18 protein-coding genes are annotated in these 21609 nt (G+C 44.6%); 7 read left to right on the forward strand and 11 right to left on the reverse strand.

All coding sequences use genetic code 11. The features are described from left to right. Positions 1 to 123: 123 nt before the first annotated feature. The 4 genes from MSG37_RS20010 to MSG37_RS20025 all read right to left on the reverse strand — a co-directional run bounded on the left by MSG37_RS20010 (position 124) and on the right by MSG37_RS20025 (position 6280). Positions 124 to 3267 (reverse strand): CusA/CzcA family heavy metal efflux RND transporter, encoded by a 3144-nt coding sequence (locus MSG37_RS20010; RefSeq protein WP_248472448.1) that lies wholly within the window; start codon positions 3265 to 3267, stop codon positions 124 to 126. An 11-nt stretch (positions 3268 to 3278) separates the two neighbouring features. Next, positions 3279 to 4373 carry an HlyD family efflux transporter periplasmic adaptor subunit gene (locus MSG37_RS20015; RefSeq protein WP_248472450.1) on the reverse strand — a complete coding sequence of 365 codons (1095 nt, stop codon included), beginning with the start codon at positions 4371 to 4373 and terminating at the stop codon, positions 3279 to 3281. Continuing rightward, positions 4370 to 5752: a TolC family protein gene (locus MSG37_RS20020; RefSeq protein ID WP_248472452.1), complete on the reverse strand. Its 1383-nt coding sequence runs from the start codon at positions 5750 to 5752 to the stop codon at positions 4370 to 4372. Before MSG37_RS20020 ends, MSG37_RS20015 begins: the two co-directional genes overlap by 4 nt. A gap of 117 nt (positions 5753 to 5869) precedes the next feature. Beyond that, a complete protein-coding gene (locus MSG37_RS20025) occupies positions 5870 to 6280 on the reverse strand; it encodes a hypothetical protein (protein WP_248472453.1) in 411 nt (136 codons plus the stop codon). Positions 6281 to 6614: 334 nt separating this feature from the next. Here MSG37_RS20025 and ric point away from each other — a divergent pair, with 334 nt between their 5' ends. Further along, on the forward strand, positions 6615 to 7352 hold the full coding sequence (gene ric / locus MSG37_RS20030; RefSeq protein ID WP_248472455.1) for an iron-sulfur cluster repair di-iron protein: 738 nt from the start codon (positions 6615 to 6617) through the stop codon (positions 7350 to 7352). A gap of 94 nt (positions 7353 to 7446) precedes the next feature. On the opposite strand, the gene MSG37_RS20035 is transcribed toward ric, so the two are convergent. The 6 genes from MSG37_RS20035 to MSG37_RS20060 all read right to left on the reverse strand — a co-directional run bounded on the left by MSG37_RS20035 (position 7447) and on the right by MSG37_RS20060 (position 12034). Then, on the reverse strand, positions 7447 to 8163 hold the full coding sequence (locus MSG37_RS20035; RefSeq protein ID WP_248472457.1) for an HAD-IA family hydrolase: 717 nt from the start codon (positions 8161 to 8163) through the stop codon (positions 7447 to 7449). Further along, entirely contained in the window at positions 8163 to 9074 is a 912-nt protein-coding gene (gene xerC / locus MSG37_RS20040) for a tyrosine recombinase XerC (RefSeq protein WP_248472459.1), read from the reverse strand. Before xerC ends, MSG37_RS20035 begins: the two co-directional genes overlap by 1 nt. 12 nt (positions 9075 to 9086) lie before the next feature. Next, positions 9087 to 9719 (reverse strand): DUF484 family protein, encoded by a 633-nt coding sequence (locus MSG37_RS20045; RefSeq protein ID WP_248472461.1) that lies wholly within the window; start codon positions 9717 to 9719, stop codon positions 9087 to 9089. Beyond that, entirely contained in the window at positions 9716 to 10543 is an 828-nt protein-coding gene (gene dapF / locus MSG37_RS20050; RefSeq protein WP_248472463.1) for a diaminopimelate epimerase, read from the reverse strand. Before dapF ends, MSG37_RS20045 begins: the two co-directional genes overlap by 4 nt. A 64-nt stretch (positions 10544 to 10607) precedes the next feature. Beyond that, a complete protein-coding gene (lysA, locus tag MSG37_RS20055; RefSeq protein WP_248472464.1) occupies positions 10608 to 11852 on the reverse strand; it encodes a diaminopimelate decarboxylase in 1245 nt (414 codons plus the stop codon). Between the two features lie 5 nt (positions 11853 to 11857). Further along, positions 11858 to 12034, reverse strand: a complete 177-nt coding sequence (locus MSG37_RS20060) for a lipoprotein (RefSeq protein WP_248472466.1) — start codon at positions 12032 to 12034, stop codon at positions 11858 to 11860. A gap of 409 nt (positions 12035 to 12443) precedes the next feature. Between MSG37_RS20060 and cyaY the strand changes: the two genes are divergently transcribed. Beyond that, the gene (gene cyaY / locus MSG37_RS20065; protein WP_028767903.1) at positions 12444 to 12773 is read left to right on the forward strand and encodes an iron donor protein CyaY; all 330 of its coding nucleotides are present in this window, start codon (positions 12444 to 12446) and stop codon (positions 12771 to 12773) included. An 83-nt stretch (positions 12774 to 12856) separates the two neighbouring features. Here the strand turns inward: cyaY and MSG37_RS20070 are convergent, their stop codons facing one another. Next, entirely contained in the window at positions 12857 to 15280 is a 2424-nt protein-coding gene (locus MSG37_RS20070; protein ID WP_248472467.1) for a class I adenylate cyclase, read from the reverse strand. A gap of 199 nt (positions 15281 to 15479) precedes the next feature. Between MSG37_RS20070 and hemC the strand changes: the two genes are divergently transcribed. The 5 genes from hemC to MSG37_RS20095 all read left to right on the forward strand — a co-directional run. Then, the gene (gene hemC / locus MSG37_RS20075) at positions 15480 to 16412 is read left to right on the forward strand and encodes a hydroxymethylbilane synthase (RefSeq protein WP_248472469.1); all 933 of its coding nucleotides are present in this window, start codon (positions 15480 to 15482) and stop codon (positions 16410 to 16412) included. 5 nt (positions 16413 to 16417) lie between these two features. Further along, entirely contained in the window at positions 16418 to 17149 is a 732-nt protein-coding gene (locus tag MSG37_RS20080; protein ID WP_248472471.1) for a uroporphyrinogen-III synthase, read from the forward strand. A 65-nt stretch (positions 17150 to 17214) separates the two neighbouring features. Further along, the gene (locus MSG37_RS20085; protein WP_248472472.1) at positions 17215 to 18363 is read left to right on the forward strand and encodes a uroporphyrinogen-III C-methyltransferase; all 1149 of its coding nucleotides are present in this window, start codon (positions 17215 to 17217) and stop codon (positions 18361 to 18363) included. Continuing rightward, positions 18363 to 19532, forward strand: coding sequence for a heme biosynthesis HemY N-terminal domain-containing protein (locus MSG37_RS20090; protein ID WP_248472474.1), 1170 nt, complete (start codon positions 18363 to 18365; stop codon positions 19530 to 19532). Before MSG37_RS20085 ends, MSG37_RS20090 begins: the two co-directional genes overlap by 1 nt. Positions 19533 to 19810: 278 nt before the next feature. Then, positions 19811 to 21609 (forward strand): retention module-containing protein (locus MSG37_RS20095; RefSeq protein ID WP_248472476.1); only part of this gene is annotated, 1799 nt, incomplete at its 3' end.

The raw sequence follows: 21609 nt of genomic DNA on the forward strand, positions 1-21609 counted from the left end.
TACTGTCGGATTGAACTCGCTACAACGAGTAAGCTAGCTGTCGCAGCAAGTTTTATCATCACATCCAAGCTAAGCTAGAGCGGCCAGCAATTCGTGCCGCTCTTTAGCGATAAGACTGAGGTATTAGATTGTCGCCTCATCAGTCACTTTCTGTTTACTCTCACCACGCTGGTGCGCCATACGATACAAAATCGGCAGCACGAACAGGGTTAATAGCGTCGATGAGATAATGCCGCCAATCACTACAGTTGCAATTGGGCGCTGCACTTCTGCACCAGTGCCTATATTCAGAGCCATAGGCACAAAGCCTAGACCTGCTACTAAGGCTGTCATCAATACAGGACGTAATCTGATCATCGCGCCATCGATAATTGCGCTCATCAACTCGCCTTTCTCTTGATAAAGCTGACGAATAAAGCTCAGCAACACTAAGCCATTCAGCACTGCCACACCTGAGAGCGCAATAAAACCTACGCCTGCTGAAATCGACAATGGCATATCCCGCAGCCACAGCGAAATCACTCCACCAGTTAAAGCCAGTGGAATACCAGTAAAGATGATTAGCGCATCTTTCACCGAGCTAAAGGCCATGACTAGCAAACCTAGAATGAGCGCCAGTGTTAATGGCACCACAATCGATAGGCGCTGAGTTGCCGATTCTAATTGCTCAAAGGTACCGCCATATTCAAGCCAATAACCCGCCGGAATATCTACCTCTGTAACAATTTGCTGTTTAGCCTCACTAACAAAAGTACCTAAATCGCGACCACGCACGTTAGCAGTAACCAAAATGCGGCGCTTACCGTTTTCACGACCGATCTGATTAGGCGATGGTGCGATGTCTAGCGTCGCCACCTCAGATAACGGCACATACTGCCCTGATGGCAACACGATAGGTAGCTCATGCAAGCGCTCTACATCTTGGCGGATCGCTTCAGGTAAACGCACCACCATTTTAAAGCGGCGATCGCCCTCAAAGATAGTACCAGCTTGCTCGCCACCGATTGCCGTTGCGACAAAGTCTTGTAACTGATCCACTGTTAACCCGAAGCGAGCCAATGCCATACGATCAGGTTGGATCGTGAGCATAGGTAAACCAGTGACTTGCTCAACTTGCAGATCCGCCACACCATCGATCTTTTCTAGCACTTCATGGATCGCGTTAGCTGAAGCTAATAGCTGATCGAGATCATCACCCACTACCTTAATCCCCAGATCGGCGCGCACACCAGAGATCAATTCATTAAAGCGCATCTCAATTGGCTGTGTCAGCTCAAAGTTATTACCCGGTTGCCCAGATACAGCGTCAACAATATCCGCAGCTAAAGCGTCATGACTCATCTTAGGGTTAGGCCACTCATTACGCGGCTTAAGCATAATAAAAGTATCGGCAATATTTGGCGGCATAGGATCGTTAGCCACTTCTGGCGTACCGATCTTAGAGAACACATTTAACACCTGTGGGAAGTGCTTAATGCGATCTTCTAACTGCATCTGCATATCCACCGACTGCTCTAGCCCTGTGCCCGGAATACGGATCGCCTGCAGCAAGATATCTTCTTCATTAAGCTGCGGGATAAACTCAGAGCCCAAGGTTGTTGCCAACCAGATAGAGAAGCCCACTAACGCCATTGCTGCCCCAAGTACCAACCAACGCAGTTTCATCGCCGCAATAAGTAACGGCTTATAAACTGATTTAGTGGCGGTAATAACGCGGCTCTCTTTCTCAGTCACTTTACCCGTCATAAACAGTGCTACAGCGGCAGGCACTAGCGTTAAAGATAGCACTAGCGCAGCTAGCAATGCCATCACCACGGTTGCCGCCATTGGGTGGAACATCTTGCCTTCAACACCCGTTAAGCTAAACAGTGGAATGTAGACCACAGTGATGATCAGCACGCCAAATAAGCTTGGGCGGATCACTTCATTAGTGGCAGCAAACACCACCTGCAAACGCTGCTTACGCCCCAGTACCTGACCACCATTTTGCGCCTGTGCATGGCCGAGTCTGCGGATTGCGTTTTCAACTATGATCACTGCGCCATCGACAATCAAACCAAAATCGAGCGCACCTAAGCTCATAAGGTTAGCCGATACGCCAGCTTGCACCATACCTGTCATAGTAGCGAGCATCGCTAACGGAATAACCGCAGCAGTGATTAATGCAGCTCTTGCATTACCCAGCAGAATAAACAGCACCACAATAACTAGCAGCGCGCCTTCAACTAGGTTTTTCTGTACCGTATAAATGGCTTTATCGACCAAAGTGGTGCGATCGTAAACCGCTTCTACTTTTATGCCATCTGGTAGCGATGCTTTGATATCTTCAAGCTTTGCCGCCACAGCGAGTGATACCTCACGTGAGTTTTCACCCACCAGCATCATTGCGCTACCAAGTACGGTTTCTTTACCGTCACGAGTTGCCGCGCCGGTACGCAGTGCTTTACCAATACCCACTTCTGCTACATCAGCTATAAAAATTGGCGCACCATCGATATGCTTAATAACCACTTGCTCAATATCACTAATGGTTTTTAGCTGCGCAGCCGAGCGAACTGTTAACTGCTGCCCCTCACGTTCAATAAAGCCTGCGCCGCGGTTATTGTTACTGCTTTGCAATGACTGCTTGATATCAACCAAAGACACACCGTATTGCAGCATGCTCGTTGGGAATGGCGTGATATGGTATTCCTTATCGTAACCGCCAATGGTATTAACCTCAGTAACACCCAGCACTTGAGCTAACTGCGGCTTAATGATCCAGTCTTGGATCTCTCTAAGCGCGGTGGCATCAAACTCGCTGCCATCTGCTTGTTTGGCATCAGGCAACGCTTCAATGGTGTACATGTAGATCTCACCGAGACCAGTGGAGATCGGTCCCATCTCCGGCTCAATATCACTGGGTAACTTGCCCTTGATCGCATTTAAACGCTCATTGATCAAGTTACGGGCAAAGTACAGATCTGTACCTTCATCAAATACCACTGTCACTTGCGATAAACCATAGCGCGATAGTGAGCGGGTATAAGAGAGCTTAGGGATCCCCATCAAAGCATTTTCGATCGGATAGGTAATTCGCTGCTCGGTTTCCTGCGGTGAGTAACCTTCTGCACGAGTACTAATTTGTACCTGCACATTGGTAATATCGGGTACAGCATCAATAGGTAGTTTTTGATAGCTCCACAAGCCTACTGCAACAAGCAGCATCGCAAAGAACATCATCATCCAGCGTCTATCAATCGAGAGACGCAATATAGATTCAATCATTGTCGTCTCCTTTAGTGAACGTGACCAGCGCTTGATTTCTCAAGATCCGCTTTTAACAAAAAGCTCTTTTGCACCGCATATTCTTCGCCAGCACTTAGCCCAGACAATACCTCTGTCATTTGGCTATCACGCAGTCCTAACTCAACCACACGTTTTTCAAAACCTTCTGCAGTGCGCACAAACACCACTTGCTGACCTTCCATTTCTTGCACCGCTAGGTTATCAATCATCAAACCAACGGCTTGTTTACTCAGAGTGACATAACCTGAGACTAAACTACCCAGCGGCCATTGGCCGTTAGTATTATCAAGCGGTGCACGTGCAAGCTGGTATAGCTCACCTTTGGGTGCACTCAATAGGTACTTGATGTTAGATTCTGCTTGTTGCTGTGTGCCTGAGATCAGTAACTCCTGACCAACCGCAACACTGCGCATTTGTGCAGGAAAGATTTGATATTCAGCCCACAGTTTGCTGTCATCAATAATGCTTAGCAGCACATTATCTGCTGCCATCTCGCCAGCGTTGGCATTACGTTCAACCACCACTCCGGAGATAGGCGCTTTAATTGCGTAACGCTTTAAGCTTGAATTAGACTCAACTTCAGCGATGATTTGCCCCGCTTTGACCCTATCGCCTACGTTAACTTTTATTTGCGTAATTAAACCAGCAAAGCGAGCTTTGACTTGGCTGCTGGCTGCTTCTGGCAAGATTGCTCGGCCATATACGGTAACAGTTTGTTTAATATCCCCAGCTTGGGCTAATTGAGTCGCTATACCAGAGCGCTGCATCTGCTCTGCAGTAATGTGGACTTTGCCTTCTTCATGCTCATCGTGACCGTGTTCATCGCCATGCTCATCACCGTGACCATCATGTTCGTCTTGATGACCATCATTATGTTTATCATGACCATGTTCCCCCTTATGTCCATGCTCATCGTCATGCTTATCATGACCATGTTCGTCATGACGCTCTGCTTGATGTTGATATTCAAGCTCATGGGCGTGGTCATCAGAAGCATGCACTGGTGTCACAAGCATACAAGCTGTAATAACCGCAGTCACAGCAAGATGAACGAGAGAAAGTTTAGTTAATGTGTTAGCGCTCATTTTGTGTGTCCTTTAGCTGCATTAGAAAAGTCTGCTAGATCGGAAAAGTCATTGAAGAAAGTATGTTGAGAAGCAGGTAATGGCTCGGCAATCAACTGCTCAATATCGACGCCATAACGCAGCGCTGAGGCCGCGGCATCAATCAGTGCTCGGCGAGAAAAGAGTAATTCTTCACGTGCAGTTAAATAATCAAGGTAGCTATATAAGCCTTGCTCATAAGCTCGTTTGGTGTCTTCAAGGGCTAAAGTTAAGGTAGGAATAACACTGGCTTGTAAACGGTTGACCGTCACCATCGCCTGTTTACGGCTGGCATAGGCACGATATAACTGGCCATAAAGCTCTAATAAAGCGACTTCTCGGTTAGCAAGCACTTGCTCTTTTGCGGCTTGAGCAGAAAGGATTTCGCCAGTATTTCGCTCAGCATTAAACAGCGGCATACTGAAGCCAGCGGTCAACGCCATATCATTAGTTTGTTGAAACTGTTTAACGCCAACCGACCAGCTAATATCAGTGCTCGACTGGGTTTTGGCAAAACGCAGTTCAGCCTCTTTGAGTTGTGCTTGAGTTAAATAAGCAGTGATAGCGGGGCTGTACTTTACCTTCTCGAATAGTGGTTCGAGCGCGACATCATCACTAAAGGCAAACAAGTTGCCTTGCAACGAATCAAAGCCGACCTGAGATTCGCCCCACATCATGCTTAAAGCTAATTTAGCGTAATCGAGCTGTTGCAGTTGAGTTTCGGCAACCAGTTTTGCATTAAACACCGCCGCTTGAGCACGTTTGACTTCCGCGTCTGGAGTTACCCCCGCTTGAGCGCGCTTTGCCACAACCGTTTGCGTCTCTTCGGCAAGTTGTAATGAATCAATGGCAAGCTCTAGTTGAGACTGCGCCGCTAATACATCGATATAACGGCGAGTTGCTTCTGCGAGTACGTTTAAAGCGGCAATTTTTTGCTCAGCCTCCAATATCGCACGCTGTTCACTGACAATACCGCCACGGGCATCCAGTTTATCACCGAGCTCAATCACCGATGATAAAGACACGCTAAACTCTGCACTGTCGATACCTTGAAACTCGCCGCTTCCCACAATATTGTCAGCATCAAAGCCGATTTCAAAACCCGGAGATAAAGCTTGAGTTTGCGCTGCGCCATCAAGCGCTTGCTGTCTAAACTTAAAAACCTTTAGAGAAGGGTGTTGCTGCCGCACTCGTTCAATAACCGTGGTTAACGACAGCGTACCTGTGTGCGTTTCAGCCTTGGCGAGCAAGGGCACTGCAAATAACAGAGTAATGATAACGAGAGTGCTAAACAGCCCTCGCCAAAGACAACGCATCGCCATTTTTAAGGCGTCGTTGCCAGCATAAGTATTATAAAACATCAGAGAATAAGCCTCGATTTAATACAAAATATCAGACCTGTTAATAACTAAACCCAATAGGTGCAGCAACAGATCTTTAGCGAACGATTTAAGCTCGCTAACATAATAAAATTTTGATTAAACGATTAAGGCTTTAGGGGGGCGCAGAAAAGCGAAATAAGGGGATTCTACAGAGGTAAAATTAAACACAAAAATATGACTATCCGGGCTTGCGGTCACGGACTTTAACGCTGTGATAGGCTGCATCAAGGTCATACAACATGAGCAGCAGTTATTACTGCATTCAGCGCAGTCATCTTCTACATGACTTGCAGTTTCAAGGTCATCACATTGTGGTTGCTTGTCGGCGCTATTTATTTGCTCAACAATATAGCTTGCGTCACTGCCACAATCATCGTGGGCCGAACTGCAGTCATCAGCCATCGTCACCATAGATTGCATCGTTAAAATCACGATCAACAACATCCGCCCCAACTTAGCTGGAGAGGTGATGAATATTGCTCGGATAAAACGCGATAAGCTCGACATTAGGCCGCAGCATTACCTTTATTTTTAATAACGTACATGACTGACTTTATTACGCACTCGCATCACTTTGATGTTGGCTAGTTTAAATTAATCAAAATTAAAACACTATGCGTTTACAAACCTTAATCCGCTCTCTGTATAAAAAAGTTTCAAAACATCGATGAGCCCGCACCTATAGCAACCAATTTCCCCCTTCCCCCCTACCTCTATCGAGTTAATTTACAGCGAAAAGTGTGATTACCCGAGCATTTTACTCAAGTAATAATTGAACCACATAAAAGGTGCAAATAATATACATGTAAATTTTAGCGTCACTCTTGCCTTGGAGATACCAATGTCTCAACCAAATATATTTCAGCCAAAATCACTGCACGCAAAAGAGCAACTGCTTGCCTGTCGCGTCGGTGAATTAGTTGCCAATGACTTCCGTAGTGCACATCTTTTTAGCCAACACGGTATTGATTTTTGTTGTGGCGGTGGGATTGCATTAGAACGGGCAATTAAGCGTTTCGATGCAGATGAAACAGCCTTACTTGAAGACTTAATGGCACTCGATAGCCAAGGCGATAAGCAGCAAGGTTTAGATCAACTGCCTCTGCCTGATTTACTTAACTATATTGAAGCAACGCACCATACATTTGTAAGAGATAAAGCGCCTTTACTTGTGGAGTACAGCCAAAAAATGGTTCGCGCTCATGGTGAGAAGCATGCTGAAATCAAACCCTTGGCAGGCTGGATCCGTGCACTCGTCGAAGACTTAATGCCGCACCTGATGAAAGAAGAGCAAATTCTGTTTCCGGCAATTTTAGGCCTACACAACCAAGTTGAGATGCAAAATTGCTTTGGCCACATTGGTAACCCGATCAATGCCATGTTGCATGAGCATGATGATGCATTACAGATCTTTGAAAAGATACGTGAGCTAACAAATGACTTTCAACCACCAGCGCACGCTTGCACTACTTGGCGAGTTTGCTATGCCAGCTTGGCAGAATTTGAAGCAGACTTAAAACAGCATATCTATCTTGAGAACAATATTCTGTTCCCAAAAGCACTGGAACTCACAGCTTAATCAAAGAAAGTGACCAAGCTATGAAAGTAAAAAGGCTCACATCAGTGAGCCTTTAATGGCTTAAATAACTCAGATAACTCAAATAATTGGAAAGCTATAAGAGCTGTTTTAGCTGCAGTATTGATGAAATTTCGATGTGCGGCAGCTGTTGTTGAGGTAACGATTTCTGCGCTACGCCAAAACCTGGATTTAACCACACAGCTTGGCAACCCGCGAGTCTTGCACCATCGACATCACTTTTAGCGCTATCGCCGACATGCAGTATTTTATCTAAGGGTAAAGCTAATTTGCTTGCAGCCAACTCAAACATGTCTGCTGCAGGCTTTTGCGGATAACCTAGACCTGGATGCAGTACAAACTCAAACACGTCACCTAAACCAATGCGTTGATAATCAACATTGCCATTGGTAATGCCAACTAAGCGGTACTTTTGCTTAAGTTGGGCTAATAGCCCGAGCACTTCAGCAGACACCTTAAAATGACTGCGATGCAGCGCAAAATGTGCAAGCCCAGCTTTTGCACCTGCTTTGGCGATTTCTGTATCGTACCCAAGCTCAATTAATCCCAGTTCTAACATCTGCAACCTTGCTTTACTGGTATCATGACGTAATTGTGGTGATTGGCGCAGCATACGTGACTTTAACGCGCGCCAATCATCAAACTGCCACGCAGTTGCTTTAGGGTAATTTGGGTGGAGAAATTGCTGCAACGCCTTTTCAGCCGCAACAATAATCGGTCGATTATCATAAAGTGTGTCATCTAAATCAAAACTTATGGCCTCAAAAGCTTGCGGCCGAATAAAGATATTCATTAAGACTGACCTCTTTTCTTCGCTCTTGGGTGCGCACCATCGTAAACCTTAGCCAGATGCTGAAAATCCAAACTGGTATAAACCTGTGTGGTCGATAAATTGGCGTGACCTAATAACTCTTGCACCGCGCGCAGATCGGCACTGGACTCAAGCATATGCGTCGCAAACGAGTGCCGCAGCTTATGAGGATGCACCTTAATGCCTAACGCTTGCTCTTGGCCCCACTTAGCTAAACGCGCTTGAATACTGCGATGAGCTAAACGCTTGCCTTTAGCAGTAACAAACAGGGCGTCATCTTCGCACGGAATATCACGCTTGATATCCAACCATTGGCTAATAGCTTGTAGCGCTAATTTACCTATCGGGACGATACGCTCTTTACTGCCCTTACCTAGCACCTTAACTTGCGCCTCTGAAAACTGAATATCGGCCACATTTAAGCCTGCCAGTTCAGCTAAACGTAAACCCGAAGAGTAGAACAGTTCCATAATGGCTTTATCCCGAAAACTCAGCGGATCATTGGCGTCGATCTCTAGCAAATGGGCTACTGAATCAACGTCCATGTTCTTAGGCAAAGGCTTGCCTTGTTTTGGAGCTGTTAGATTTATCGCAGGGTTTAACTTGATATGTTGTTCGCGCAGTAAAAATTCATAAAACTGTTTTAGCGATGAGAGCGTCAAGGACAGAGAGCGTGGACCTAAGCCTTTGCGGTGCAACTTAGCCAGCAATGCCTGTAAAGAATCATGTTGCTGCGCGCCCCACGATTCTGTGTCAGCAAATAGCTTTTCAACACGATTGAGTTCAAACAGATAATTACGCACAGTGTAAGCCGATACTTGGCGTTCAGTGCGCAAGTATCGTTCAAAGTCAGCTAGCCAACCTTTATTATCTGACAGCGCATTAGCAGCCATAAAGCCTCGCGATTAGATTTTGGTTAACTGGTGATCAAGAAACTGTTTTAACTGTGACAGCAACAAGTGATCCATTTCTGGATGGAAATGCATTGGATCTTGGCTGGCGATCGCAAAGATCACCTGACCACAATCTTGTGATAAGCGAGACAGTGCAACTGAACCCACTTCACTGCCAAATAGTCGTTTCGATTCTTCGATCGTTAAGCGACCAAAGTAATAGCCTGAATCAAGACGCTTGCTCCAGATCTTTGATAGCTCGCTATCAAGATCGTGCACTGTTATCAGCCTCACATGGGTAAAGTTAAACTGCTCTTTTAAACCAGTCGATAACACCTGACGTAATTCGCCCATATCTTCACATTTTAGCAGCTGCAAAGATAATGCACTGTTAAACATGTAGATCTGCTCATTACGTGATGCCATAGCCAAGAGTGCTGTGATCTCTTCCTCTAATTGACGCACCCGTTGACGCAAGCTTTCTTGCTGGCGTTCAACCAGTGACACAGCACCACGCTCCGCATGCGGAATACGCATAGCCAGCAACAGCTCTGGATAACGACTGAAAAAGTCTGGGTTATCGAGCAGATATTCGCGGATCAGGATCTCGTCAAAAGGAAGGTTAGAGTTTGGATTATCGATCATTGTGCGATCTGCCCGTCGTATACGTGTTCAGCAGGGCCAGTCATCCACAAAGGTTTACCTTCACCTTCCCAGTTGATCATTAACGTGCCACCAGGAAGATCAACCTGCACATTACGATCTAGCTTCCCCTGTTGAATACCTACAACCACAGCAGCACAAGCACCTGTACCACAAGCAAGGGTTTCAGCAGCGCCGCGCTCATAAACCCGCAGTTTAATATGACCAGAGTTGACCACTTGCATAAAGCCAACGTTAACCCCTTTAGGGAAACGCTCATGATTAGTCAGATCCGCACCGATCGTATCAACATCAGATGCAGCAGCATCTTCAACTTCAAGCACGCAATGTGGGTTACCCATAGAAACGGCGCCACATAAATAAGTGCCGCTTGATGCCATTAATAGATAAGTTTTTTCTACTTTTTTAGCAGTAAAAGGGATCTTATTAGGCTCAAGTACGGGAACCCCCATATTCACAGTAACTTTGCCGTCGCGCTCAAGGCGTAAGGTAATTTTACCCGATGAAGTGCTAACTCGGATCTTGTGCTTATGGGTTAGGCCCTTATTACGCACAAAACGAGCAAAACAGCGTGCGCCATTACCGCACTGCTCTACTTCGCTACCGTCAGCATTAAAGATGCGATAATGAAAATCTAAATCGGGATCATAAGGCGGCTCAACCAGTAACAACTGATCGAATCCTACGCCAAAATTCCGATCGGCTAGGCGCTTAATTTGATCAGGTGAAAAAAACACATTCTGTGTCACTCCATCCACGACCATAAAGTCATTGCCTAAGCCATGCATCTTAGTGAATTGGATCAAGGTGGGTATCCTTAAAAAGTATCAATAGCGGATCAATGATCCGCTATTTAAGTATTGTTCTAGTTTACGGTAGGATCTGCTCACCTTGCCATAACTGAGCGACTTTTTCTCGCTCTCGAATGACATAAGCGTTATCTGCATCAACCATCAGCTCGGCAGCTCGTGGACGAGAGTTGTAATTAGACGCCATAGTAAAGCCGTATGCACCTGATGAACGTACCGCAAGATAATCACCAGCTTGCACATTCAACTGGCGATCTTTACCTAAAAAGTCACCGGTTTCACAAACAGGGCCAACCACATCATAGCTATGGGTTGCACCAGCACGTTCGAGCACCGGAATGATCTTTTGCCATGCGCTATACAAAGATGGACGGATCAAATCATTCATCGCACCATCAACCAAGGCAAAACGCTTATCGCTGTTTTCTTTAAGATAAAGCACTTGAGTAACAAAGATCCCGGCGTTAGCAGCAATCGCGCGACCAGGTTCAAAAATCAATTTAAGATCGCGACCGCCTAAACGATCGAGTAATGCAGCCGCATACACATCAGGCTGAGGTGGCACTTCATCTTCGTAAGTCACACCCAGTCCACCACCTACATCGAAATGTTTGATCTCGATACCTTGCGCGCCAAGACGATCAATTAGCGCCAACATGCGATCCATAGCATCTAAAAACGGTTTAATCTCGGTAAGTTGCGATCCAATATGGCAATCCACCCCTTTGACCTCAAGGCCCGCTAATTCATGGGCTCGGGCAAAGATAGTTTCGGCTTCTTCCATGGCGATACCGAACTTATTCTCTTTTAAACCCGTTGAGATATAAGGGTGAGTGCCGGCATCAACGTCAGGGTTAACGCGCAATGATACTGGGGCAATCTTACCAAGACGCAAAGCAACTTGGTTTAGCTGCTCAAGCTCTGCAGCCGACTCAACGTTAAAGCAATAAATACCAAGGTTCAGTGCCATTTCCATTTCAGCAACGGTTTTACCCACACCAGAAAACACCACTTTAGCTGGATCGCCACCGGCTTCTATCACCCGTGATAGCTCACCGCCAGAAACGATATCAAAACCACTGCCTAAACGTGCCAGTACATTCAGCACCGCAATATTCGAGTTAGCTTTTACCGCATAACAAATAAGATGTGGATGATCACTCACGGCATTGTCAAAAGCGTGCCAATGGCGCTCTAATGTCGCGCGAGAATATATATACAGCGGTGTTCCATGCTGTTTTGCGAGTTCGGCAACTTGGCACTGCTCCGCATAAAGCTCATCTGCTTGATATAAAAAATGATCCAACGTCTTTAGTCCTTTTTGCTCGGTTCGCTTTGCTTTTGCTCTGCGTCAGGCATCTGCTGATCAGTTGCCTGCTGATTAACTTCCTGTGGTGGCGTTCGATATAACGCACTTTTTTGCCCACAACCTAAAAGTACTAGGCTACCAAGCCCTACTAGCAAAAACAGTCTCATTTTATTCAACATCAGGTGACCCTTTGAGCAATAGCACTAAGGCTTGCTATACGGCGAAAATAGTTAATCCTGATGTTTGCAGACAGCCCGCTACGCGTCAACCCTCTAACGCATTTATATAGCCGCTTTATTACAACTAATATCGGCCTTGTTAAGCTTAAACGAGCAAAGTTAATTGGGTTAAATCGCAACTTGCAGGGTAAAAACGCGGTTAATACAAAATAAATCAACTAAACCCTGTAGGGCTTTAAGTCATCACCCTGCCACAGCAACCTTTTAAGCTGTTGAAATACTTACATTATTAATAATGACACCCTCCATTTTGGATTAGCAAAGCATTAACCACAAAATTAATGTGATTGGTAATCATCGTGACGATTGGTAATATGATTGTATTAACTAAATCTGAGGAATAATTAGCATGGCTCTAACAGATTTCGAATTTCATCAATTGGTTGATGAAATATTTCAAACTATTGATAACGCATTAGAAGTGCTCATTGACGAGCAAGATGCAGATATTGATGTTGATGGTTCAGGCAATGTGCTGCAATTAGAGTTTAACGGTTCATCGACAATCGTAATGAACAAGCAAGAGCCATTACATGAGATTTGGTTAGCAACGCAGTTTGGTGGCTACCACTTTGCTTATGTCGATGGTAAGTGGATGGATGAGCGCAACGGCAATGAATTTATGCCATTTGTCATTGAATCTATCTTTAAGCAAAGCGGCTACAAACTCGATATTTAAAAGCGACCAAGCGATTACCGCTAATCTCTTGTTAAATAACAGTACAAAGGGAAGCTCTGCTTCCCTTTGTTATAACGCCAACATTAAAAATCGACTTCACTCGACTCGTGTGTCACCCCAAAAGGCACGGCAATCAACACACCTTTAATTCGATCTAATTTAAAAAACTGCGGCAAGTTAAAGTTTTCTTTAGTCAGCTGTGGATCTTCAAAAGTATGGTAGTGGCTAAGTTTATTAACTAGCGCATTCACGTCCGTCCCCTCTTGCACATAATGATTCAGCTCATTGGCTTCATCTAAGATAAAAACATCTAAACCTTGCTTGCGCTGACGCAGAAAATATTGAATTGCGCCTTTGGCAGCATAATCTTGAATAACCGCAGGTAGTTTAGCAAACGGCTCATCACCTAAACTCGGGCGGGGCAATTCTAATAATTTACGCTGGGATAACTGCTGATAGAAAGATTTTGCGTCGCTTAAATTCTCGTAATGCATACCGCGATTATTGAAAAATAAACCATAACGAACTTTGCCCACTTGTAGCGCATGTGCCAGCGTTGTTGAACTTTGTGCCTGCCGACTTAAGCGAACAGCGCGGTAAAGTAAGTCTTTAACTGTGCGTTCAGTTTGCGAGCGTAACTTTAATGAGCAGCTAATCACATCAACAGACACTGCTTTATTGGCCCGTTTCATTCCTGGGGTAACAAACGACAGCGCATCTAAAATGCTTTTTTCACCTTCAAAATGATTACAATGCCACTCGCCCCAACTGTTAAGGCTAATCACATCTATCGAGTCGACCATATTCAAATAGCCGCGTCCAATCGAGAATACATTGCTATTCATGTAATCAACCATAATATCTTGCCCCGACCAGCTCTCGGTTGGATCGCTATTAAAATTAAGCAAGAATACAAGCTTACGGAAGTGCCAAGGCTGATAAAGTGCCATTTTAGACACCCTAATTGACTCGTTAACAATTAAGCCATCTAGGCGACTTGCGGCCTGAGTTAAATAATTTGATTTACGTTTACTTTGCCTTATTTCATGCCAGCGTGTTTGCTGATTAGCAACGCCGTTCAAGCTTGCCCAAACCAACAATTTCGCCTTACTTTTGGAATGAAATACCGCACTATGCTCAAGAAAATTTCTTGGATTTGGACTACAGCGATACAAATAATAATACTGATCGGTAGAGCTATAGATAACTGATAAGTTTGGCTCCAATATGGAGCGGCTCCATAGCGGATTCAAACGCATTATTTGATGTGCATCTTCACTAAAATAGGTATGTAGTTTTCGAGTTAGCAGCCCAAGTTCTGAGATCCGTAGGCTTTCACTCAACTTATGAGTCGAAGCAAATTGCAGCAAAGTGCGATAGCTACCCAACATCAATTCATTGAGCTGCTCGTTAAACCACTGTAACTGGCCACAATGCCAGTTTTCACAATTATCTAAAGTGCGCAGTAAGCTGTCAGACCAATGCCAATCGGCAACGAGTTTTTGCATTTTAAAGTAACGCCAATCTACAGCTTGATCTGTCTGACTCAATTTAACGCCGCATTTTAGGTAAAAGCAGCGCCGAGTGATCTCAAGTCGCCTAGCATCACCGCGTTTCAATAAATAAGCCTCTATCGACTCATAAAGTAAGTAATAAGCATCATTTGCAGCGGAAAAGTCACCATCTAATGTGTGCTGCCAAATGCGATCACTAACCAAATGAGTATGCGGATACTCGCTGGCGTAAGCCTCTAGCAATAGCACTTTAAGTAACGCTTTATGGGGCTTTTCTACCCCTTTATATAATTGCCACAATGAAGCACCAAAATATTCACTCGCGGGCAGCGCATTAGTGTCGCCGAGCGACAGGAACGATGCGCTTGGTTTTGCATTTGGCCACCAAGCAATAGGTTTACCAGCAAGCCGGAACTGGCTGCGATAAAACTCTTCTAACAATAACCAATGTTGCGCACTGCCACTGTGTTCTTGCCCCATGCAATTGTATAAATCGGTTTGCTGCTCGCGATCCTGTATAAACTGCTGTGGATGAACCAGATAAAAATTCACCTCAAAATCAAACTGAGCAAACCAACTAGTGAGCAATAAAGTTTTATCGGCAAGCAGTTGGCATTCATTTTGAGTTAGCTCGGCACTATGAACCAACCAGACATCGATATCACTTTGAGGGTTTTGACCAAAACTGGCCGTACTCCCCATACTGTAAATCCCCTCTATTTGAGGGTTTTTAACCTGACTAAAAGTGCCAATATCAATATTTAGGGTGCCGCAAGCCTCTTGAGTTTCATATGAAAGCTCAAAATCAATCACGCCGCATGGCGTTAAAGGGCCGTTATAGCCGGGGAATTTTGGGGAGTGTTGATGTAAAAAGACCGCAATCAGCCGCAACAGGTGACGTTTTAATGGCGACAATAAAGCTATCGCTCTCGCAAACCTGATAACATCTAACCTCTGAGCGGCATGCTCAAATTTACCAAGCTCATGTGGCAAATGATTTGACCTTTAAAAAGAAAACAATGCCCCTCTAATGTATATGGCAATCTTCACAGCAGCAAGCAAATGTGATCAAGATCACTGTTTTTGCAGTTTTAGAAATGGGTAGACTTCAAAGAATCAACAACAGAATGTTACATCTATATTCAGCCAATGTTAGCATTGGCGCAAATAAGTTCTAAGATGGAATATCTTCATGTCTCAAAATCTGATCCGTATCGCAACACGTAAGAGCCCTCTTGCCATGTGGCAAGCCGAATTTGTGAAAGCAGAACTGGAAAAAATCCACGAAGGCCTCACTGTTGAATTGCTACCGATGAGCACTAAAGGTGACATCATCTTAGACACTCCGCTTGCAAAAGTAGGTGGTAAAGGTTTATTCGTTAAAGAACTTGAAGTCGCTATGCTGGAAGGCGAAGCTGACATCGCAGTTCACTCAATGAAAGACGTGCCTGTTGAGTTTCCTGAAGGTCTAGGTCTTGAGGTTATTTGTGAGCGTGAAGATCCACGTGATGCATTTGTTTCAAACACCTATAAGACAATCGAAGATCTACCACAAGGTGCTGTTGTTGGTACTTCTAGCTTACGTCGTCAGTGCCAAATCCGCGCTGCACGTCCTGATCTAGTGATTAAAGATCTCCGTGGTAACGTTGGTACTCGTCTAGCTAAGCTAGATGCTGGTAACTACGATGCAATCATTCTTGCAGCTGCAGGCCTTAAACGTCTAAAGCTTGAAGAAAGAATCGCTAGCTTTATTTCTGCTGAACAATCACTACCAGCAAACGGCCAAGGCGCTGTAGGTATTGAATGTCGTACTGATGATGCTCGCGTTAAAGCGCTACTCGCTCCACTTGAGCACGCTGAAACACGTATGCGTGTTATCGCAGAACGTGCAATGAACACTCGTCTTGAAGGCGGTTGTCAGGTACCAATTGGCGCATACGCTGAAATCGACGGTGACACCATCAGCCTACGTGGTTTAGTGGGTAACCCTGATGGCAGCCAAATCATCACAGCTTCTACCACTGGTAGCACTGCAGATGCAGAAAAGTTAGGTGTAGCATTGGCTGAAGAACTACTCGAGAAAGGCGCAAAAACCATTCTTGATGCTGTTTACGCAAACGCGTAATCACGATGAAAGTCTTACTGACGCGCCCAGAAGGGCGCAATCAGTTGATGATAGAGGCGTTGACTCAGCGCAACGTCTCCTATTTTGTTACGCCCTTACTTAACGTTCAATCCACTTCCAACCTCAGTACTGCAGACGTTGAGCTTACACTCAATCAAGCCGACATCATCATTTTTATCAGTACCAACGCCGTTACTTTTGCTTCGCAGATTATTGATAATCAATGGCCAGCTCACGCGCATTATCTTGCCGTAGGCGATGCAACTTATAGTGCTTTGCAAGCGTTAGGTATTGACGCTGAAAAAGCGCCTGAAGATTGCCAGCAAACTGAAGGCCTATTAACACTCGACTCGTTATCTAAGGTCGATAATAAGCATATTGTTATTGTTCGTGGCGAAGGTGGCCGAGAAGATTTAGCCACAGAGCTAATAAACCGAGGCGCAAAACTTAATTATTGGGAGGTCTATAAACGTGGCTGCCCAGCAATTGAAGCAAGCGTTATTTGCCAACAATGGCAAAGCTTCGGCATTGACACTATTATCATTACCAGTGGCGGAATACTCGATAACCTAGTTAAAACAGTACCAAAAGAGCTATTTGCTTGGCTGCAAACTTGTCATATTATAGTGCCAAGCTCCCGAGTATTCGAAAAAGCTAAGACATACGGACTTGCACATGTAAGCAATGCAACCGCCGCCAATACTAATGCTATGTTGGCTGCGTTATCACTTAAGTAGTCCGCAGCTGATTGTAAGTTAATACTCGTAAATACTGCAGCATCATCGCTTTCAAGGACTGTTTAATGGAAACCAAGAACACTGACGCTAGCGCTTCAGAACCAACAACTGAGGCAACAATTGCCACTCAGCCTGTTATCGACACTCAGTCAGAACCAGAAACTAGCTCCAGCGAAAGTGCACCTAAAGAGCAAGCTCAACAGCAAAGCTCAACCCCATGGGGCATTATCATCACCCTATTTTTGCTGCTAATTTTGGCTTTTACTTCTGTTGCTGGCGGCTATTACCTATATCAACAACTACAAGCTCAGCAAGCCGAGTCTGCAAAGCTAACCAAAAAGCTTCAGGCTGCTTTAGTTGAGCCTAATCAGCGTATTGCATCGCTAGAGCAGCAACAGGGACAGTTTGCAGCCAGTGTCGAAAATGCAATGGCACAATCACTTGAGCAGCAGACTCAGCTTGAAGAACGTGTGTCTATTATTGCTCAGCGTAATCCTAATCATTGGCGCGCAGAAGAGGCTAAATATTTAGTGCGCTTAGCAGGTCAAAAGCTATGGCTTGAAAAAGATCCTAGCACTGCAACCAGCCTACTAAAAGCAGCTGATGAGCGTATTAAGTCGATGCGCGATCCGTCGTTAATGCCGCTCAGAAAAGCATTATCTAAGGATATCGCTGCTGTCGCGTCAGTTAAAAACACCGACATTTCGGGCACCGTTTTAACCTTAGATGCCATTATTGATAATTTAGATAAATTGCCGCTCAACCGAGCAGAAACCCACTTCTCTTCAGAAGAAGTGGCTGACACGCAAATGACTGAGTCGTTAGATGATTGGCAGTCTAATCTTGCTAAATCCTGGCAAGCCTTGATTGACGATTTTGTTATTGTAAGAAAGCGTACCACTGATGCTGCACCGCTTTTAGAGCCAGATCAACAATGGTATCTAGTTGAAAATACGAAAAACAAACTACTGCAGGCGCAATTGGCTTTATATCGCCAAGATCAAGTAAATTACCGCAATTCGATCAAACTCGCTAGAAAGTGGATTTTTCAATATTTTGATTTAAAAGATCAGCAAACCACCGACACGCTTGCCACTTTAGATGCGCTAGAAACATTAAAGATCCAATCAACCAGCATTGACCGTTTTGCAGCCTCAAATATGCTTAATCAGCTGGTTACTTACGGCAACTTGATGACAGAGGAGGCGCAATAATGATCCGCGCTCTGGTCTATCTCGTCATCATCTTGCTGGGGCTATGTGTTAGCCCTTTTCTGGTCGGCAATAAAGGCTATTTATATCTCGCGATTGGCGAATACCAAATTGAAACCAGTATCTTTTTTGCCGTGATTGGCTTAATTATTTTTTACAGCTTATTGCAACTGGTTGAGTTTGTGTTGGTATGGTTATTTAACTTAGTGCTAAACAGCCGTTATCTGCCTGAACGTTGGCGCAGAAATGCTGCGCGTAAGCATACTTTACTTGGTGCACTAGCTTTAGCTGAGGAGAACTGGCCTGCGGCTGAAAAAGCCATGGCGAAGGGCGCTGAAAAAGGCGAAATCCCGGCGCTTAATCTGCTTGCAGCCGCTCGTGCCGCCCATCACCAAAATAACTTTCAAAGCCGAGATGAATACCTAGCCAAAGCTGAACTCGAGCCACAAGCTGTTAAAGCAGTAAGCACTACCCGTACACGTTATTTACTGCAACAAGGTGAATTAGCTGCTGCTAGAGAAGAGCTAGACAAACTTAACCCAACTAGCAAGAGTAAGTTTCCAGTACTTAAGCTTGCTATTGAGTTATACCAAGCACAGCAAGACTGGCAAGCACTAAAACTGCTATTACCTATTATCAATAAAAAACATGTTTTGGTAGACGAGCAGTTTCAAGCTTTATCGCTTACAACTAATACCGCCTTACTAAGCCAAGCTGGACTAGCCAATGAGCAAGAGCTAGAAAAATGCTGGCACTGGTTAACTCGTGCAGAAAGAAAGCAGCCTGAATATATTGCGCTTTATGCCATTGGTTTAAATAGATTTGAACGCGGAGATGAAGCCAAAAAACTATTGCTAAAACAAGTTAAGGCTGCACCGTCGGCACCGATTTTACACGCGTTATCAGAGGTCATTTCGCCTGCTGATGTTGAAGCTAAAAAACAGCTGCTAGCTCTAGAGACTCAATACCAAGATAATGTTGATTACCAAGTTTGCTTAGCAAAGCTATATCAAAAAAATCATGATTTTCATCAAGCGAAGATCTGGTGGCAAAAGGCCTGTTACTTAAAAGATGATCGTGACAATTTACATGCTTTAGCTGATGCCCAGGAACATCTAGGGGAACTAAACCGAGCCCTGCAAACCAGAAGAAATGCCGCTAAGCTCATCTAGCTCTTATACCTTTTTAAACTAAAGGCCGTTATTTAAACGGCCTTTTGTTATTTATAGCCTAATATTTAATTACTAAATCCAACTTAAACAGTTGATAAATAACTTATAAAATCCTATCAAATTAAACTGAACTTTAATTCCTCCCCTAAGCTTGACTTCCCCTAATTTGACAACGCTTCAATGCAGTACAGAATTTGTACTGTTAGCGCAAAAATAAAAAATGATTAAGCGCTAATAATCCTTCATTTCGCTCATGGATGAGATAGTTAGAGAATTTTATGATGGATAAATTTATTCCAAAGCAGGATGCCAAGATTCTTGAGCTTTCTGGTGCAATAAACACTATTAATGAACAAGGTATCGCAACACCGCTCAAAGTCGGTGACATGCTCAATGTTAATGGTGTTTATAGCATTGCTGCGGGTGCAACTTTTATATTGCAATACAGTGATGGCACCACGGTAAATCAAGATGATTTAACTCAAGCTGGCTCTGTTCAAAGTGAGCCTGACAATATTCAAACAACCTCTGTTGATGCTGACATCGCTGCATTACAAGCGCAGGTTGAAGCAGGGGAAGATCCGAGCTTAGAACTTCCCGACACCGCAGCAGGGGAAGCCGCTCCAACTTCAAATGAGGGCGGCGGTTTTATTGCTGTTGGTCGTACCGGAGATGAAACCATAGCGGCAGCAGGTCATGACACCGAAGGTTTTGAGCAAGTATCGACACCAATCATTGAAGAAGAGCAAAGCTTTTTAGTTCAATTCCCCATCCCGACTATCACATCAAGCTCGGTCACGCTTTATGAGCAAAATTTAGCACAAGGTAGCGCCCCACAATCAGCTTTACTGTCTCAAGCTGAAAGCGTGTCTGTTACAGTACCGGCAGGTATAAACTCACTGACAATAAACGGCCAAGCCATATTTGTAGCTGGTGACTTTGTAGGCCCAGTAACCTTAACAACTGAGCTAGGAGTGCTGATTTTCAGTGATTATGATCCTGCGACATCAACCTTAACTTACAGCTACACATTAGCTTCTAATTTCAATCATCAAAACTCAGATACATTAACAGAGATATTCATTCTAGAGCTCACTGATAATCAAGGTAATAGCGTCACATCTGTCGTTAATGCAAATGTTATAGATGATGCACCAAGTGGGTTAGATGACGCTAACGAAATCACTCAAGGTAATGAAGTTGGTGTGTCAGGCAATGTATTAACTAACGATACCTTAGGTGCAGACTCCTCAGTAGTAACTCAAATCGCAAATAGCCAAAACAGTACTGCTGATATTGCAGGTAATACCGTGATCTCAGGTATCTACGGCTCGCTCGTTATCGCTGCTGACGGTAGCTATACCTACCAATTAAATAATCAGCTTCCTGAAGTGCAAATGCTTGCTCTGGGTGAGCAAATTATCGAAACCTTTGACTATGTTCTTACTGATAGTGATGGCGATGCAGTAACCCAGACGTTAACTATCACTATTACTGGTGATAATGACGCTCCGCAGATCACCTCTTCGCTTGAAGATGCGCAAGGCACAGTAATAGAAGCTGGTGTATTAGTTGGCGGTAATGTCGAAACAGCAGGGATCCCACAAGTTTCAGGCACGTTAACTGCTAGCGATATTGATAACGGTGCAGTATTAACTTGGCAGCTTGTTAGTGATCCTATGACGCCTTATGGTGTTTTCTCCTTAAATGAAGCGACGGGTGAATGGAGCTTTAGTTTAGATAACGAACTTGCCAATAGCCTAGCCTTTGGCGATAGCACAACTGAAACATTCACGATTACTGTTACTGATGAGTTTGGCCTTTCTGACACTCAAGAAGTCACCATAACAATTGAAGGCACTAACGACATTCCAGAGCTAACGGTGACCAACACCGGCAGCGTCACCGAAGACAGCATTGATGTACAGCCAGACCGCTTAGTCGCTACTGGCGACATCACCACTTTCGATGTGGATAACAATGATGTACTGACCCTAAGCGCCAGCTATAACGGTGATATTGATTGGCAAAACCCAGCCATGGCCGCCCTCACCGCCCAGCAAATCAGTGACATCAT

This window comes from Shewanella sp. 1CM18E (assembly GCF_023161665.1).
GTDB lineage: Bacteria > Pseudomonadota > Gammaproteobacteria > Enterobacterales > Shewanellaceae > Shewanella.

What these genes read in the sequence shown, in the direction of transcription:
- MSG37_RS20080 (WP_248472471.1), top strand. Translation starts at nt 16,418, where the DNA reads ATGAAAGTCTTACTGACGCGCCCAGAAGGGCGCAATCAGTTGATGATA.
- MSG37_RS20085 (WP_248472472.1), top strand. Translation starts at nt 17,215, where the DNA reads ATGGAAACCAAGAACACTGACGCTAGCGCTTCAGAACCAACAACTGAG.
- MSG37_RS20045 (WP_248472461.1), bottom strand. Translation starts at nt 9,719, where the DNA reads ATGATCGATAATCCAAACTCTAACCTTCCTTTTGACGAGATCCTGATC.
- MSG37_RS20090 (WP_248472474.1), top strand. Translation starts at nt 18,363, where the DNA reads ATGATCCGCGCTCTGGTCTATCTCGTCATCATCTTGCTGGGGCTATGT.
- MSG37_RS20020 (WP_248472452.1), bottom strand. Translation starts at nt 5,752, where the DNA reads ATGTTTTATAATACTTATGCTGGCAACGACGCCTTAAAAATGGCGATG.
- xerC (WP_248472459.1), bottom strand. Translation starts at nt 9,074, where the DNA reads ATGGCTGCTAATGCGCTGTCAGATAATAAAGGTTGGCTAGCTGACTTT.
- MSG37_RS20060 (WP_248472466.1), bottom strand. Translation starts at nt 12,034, where the DNA reads ATGTTGAATAAAATGAGACTGTTTTTGCTAGTAGGGCTTGGTAGCCTA.
- cyaY (WP_028767903.1), top strand. Translation starts at nt 12,444, where the DNA reads ATGGCTCTAACAGATTTCGAATTTCATCAATTGGTTGATGAAATATTT.
- ric (WP_248472455.1), top strand. Translation starts at nt 6,615, where the DNA reads ATGTCTCAACCAAATATATTTCAGCCAAAATCACTGCACGCAAAAGAG.
- MSG37_RS20035 (WP_248472457.1), bottom strand. Translation starts at nt 8,163, where the DNA reads ATGAATATCTTTATTCGGCCGCAAGCTTTTGAGGCCATAAGTTTTGAT.
- MSG37_RS20010 (WP_248472448.1), bottom strand. Translation starts at nt 3,267, where the DNA reads ATGATTGAATCTATATTGCGTCTCTCGATTGATAGACGCTGGATGATG.
- hemC (WP_248472469.1), top strand. Translation starts at nt 15,480, where the DNA reads ATGTCTCAAAATCTGATCCGTATCGCAACACGTAAGAGCCCTCTTGCC.
- MSG37_RS20025 (WP_248472453.1), bottom strand. Translation starts at nt 6,280, where the DNA reads ATGTCGAGCTTATCGCGTTTTATCCGAGCAATATTCATCACCTCTCCA.
- MSG37_RS20015 (WP_248472450.1), bottom strand. Translation starts at nt 4,373, where the DNA reads ATGAGCGCTAACACATTAACTAAACTTTCTCTCGTTCATCTTGCTGTG.